Source organism: Pseudomonas sp. MB-090624, from assembly GCF_003205245.1.
GTDB lineage: Bacteria > Pseudomonadota > Gammaproteobacteria > Pseudomonadales > Pseudomonadaceae > Aquipseudomonas > Aquipseudomonas juntendi.
The window spans coordinates 1-1946 of record NZ_QJRK01000103.1 but is presented as its reverse complement, the minus strand read 5'-3'; the positions used below and the strand labels follow the sequence as shown (position 1 = coordinate 1946).

Genomic DNA, 1946 nt, shown 5'->3' with positions numbered 1-1946 from the left:
TCGGATAAGAGCTTCGTTGGCGCATGGAAATCCTGGCGATAAGGGTGATCGCGTCCGCTTAAAAATACGCGGACACCATCGCCCTTAATGCTGGAGTTCGGAAGGTGAGTTCGCCGGACGCTTACGCTTAACTGACAGGCATTACCCTTCTGGCCGGTTTTTCGTCTCCAAGACCCTCCGTCGGGAACCAACTAAATTCCCAATAACCGGGGGTTTTTTTGGGGTACAGCGTCTTTCCTGAGTGGAGAACGTACCCCTATGCCACGCCTAGCCATTCCGCTCAGCGACCTCAAATGCCGCACGGCCAAACCGCGTGATCGAGCCTACAAACTAATCGACGGCGGGGGCATGTACCTGTTAGTCACGCCCAGTGGCTCGAAGACTTGGCGACTGCGGTATTTCAAACCCAGCGGCAAGGAAGGCACGCTGATCATCGGCAAGTACCCCATCGTTTCGTTGGCCGTCGCGAGGACCAAGCGCGATGAGGCCAAAGCCCTGTTGCTCGACAACCTTGATCCGATGGAAGAAAAGCAGAAGGCCAAGATTGCAGCTCAGTGAGCGAGTCTTCTCTTTGAAACTGTCGCCTTGGAGTAGCATGTCGAAAAGTCCCGGCGGGAGCTGAGCAGGTTGCGCACCCATGTGTTTCCACTGATTGGCCAGCGGCCTATCGCTGAACTCGACACCCATGATCTCCTTGAGGTCACCCAGCGGATCAAGGATCGCGGAACCATGGATGTCGCGCTGCGTGTGCAGAACTACCTATCCACGATCATGCGGGGCGCGAAGCGGGCGCGGCAGATCACTCAAAACCCGGCGCTCGATCTGGCCGGCTCGATTCAAGCGCCGCGCACCGTGCACCGTCCTGCACTCTCGCTGACCCGCCTTCCTGGGAGGTATGGCAGGGACCGGTATCTGTGCCTTTGTTCTGGGCGTCAGTACAGGCGGCCCTGGTGCGTTGGCTTGTGCTGTCGTCGGAGGAGCAGTGGGCGGTAAAGTCCTCGGAGATGGAGGGGGCAAGGCGGGCGAAATGTTTGGTGACTTTTTGTACGGCGAGGTATCGGAGTGAATGAAATTGAGCCTGGACTCATTGCGATTCTGATTCTTGCACCCATGATGCTTGCGATGGTCGTGCAGTTTTTCATCGCACATAAATACACTGAATACTACGAGTCGTTGCTAACGCGCTGTAGCTTCGTGACCGGTAATAAGATTACGTTTCAACATGCAGGTCTTTTGGGCAAGGTTATGCGTACGGGTTTGATCTCCATGGTGCTGGCCATACCTAGCATCTTCCTGCGCAGGGGGTTGATTGACTTCGATGAAGTCAAACGTTTCCCCTCAAGCATGAGGCGATTGTTGGTGAGCCTTTTGGTGATTCACATCCTCTTGGCCACCGCGCTGATTATTTTCACTTACACCTAGCCTGACCGCTTCTGCATGGGGCGCGGTACTGGTCAGCCCGATAGCGGTAGCCTCTGTGTTCGGGCATCTGCGGCCAGTCCGGCAAGCTGGCCTTTCAAACGGGAGAAACGCCATGACGGATGAAAACAACGATAACCGCCCTGTCTACCAAGCAGCGTGCCATTGCGGCACCGTGCGTTTCTCACTGCGGTTGACCGATGGTCTGCGCACCGCACGCAGGTGCAACTGCTCGCTGTGCCGTATGCGCGGGGCGGTGGCGGTGTCGGTCAATCTGGGCGATATCACGGTCACCCAAGGTGTTGAGGCGCTGACGCTCTATCAGTTCCACACCCGGGAAGCCAAGCACTACTTCTGCTCGAAATGCGGCATCTACACCTTCCACCAGCGGCGTTCCTCGCCGGACCAGTATGGGGTGAACGTTGCGTGTATCGAAGGGATGAGCCCGTTCGATTTTGCAGAGGTGGCGGTCAGTGAAGGGCGTGTTCATCCCAAGGATCGGGTGGGGGGTGGCGCGGAGGTTGCGG

The 1946-nt window shown here is 57.1% G+C and carries 2 protein-coding genes and 1 pseudogene; all 3 read left to right on the top strand.

Annotation, left to right across the window (positions count from 1 at the left end):
* Positions 1 to 258: 258 nt before the first annotated feature.
* A pseudogene (locus DMX12_RS28775) lies at positions 259 to 945 on the top strand (tyrosine-type recombinase/integrase); the annotation flags it as partial.
* A 117-nt stretch (positions 946 to 1062) separates the two neighbouring features.
* Positions 1063 to 1422: a hypothetical protein gene (locus tag DMX12_RS28765; protein WP_110680092.1), complete on the top strand. Its 360-nt coding sequence runs from the start codon at positions 1063 to 1065 to the stop codon at positions 1420 to 1422.
* Between the two features lie 112 nt (positions 1423 to 1534).
* The coding region (locus DMX12_RS28760; protein WP_110680091.1) for a GFA family protein at positions 1535 to 1946 on the top strand (412 nt) is incomplete at its 3' end.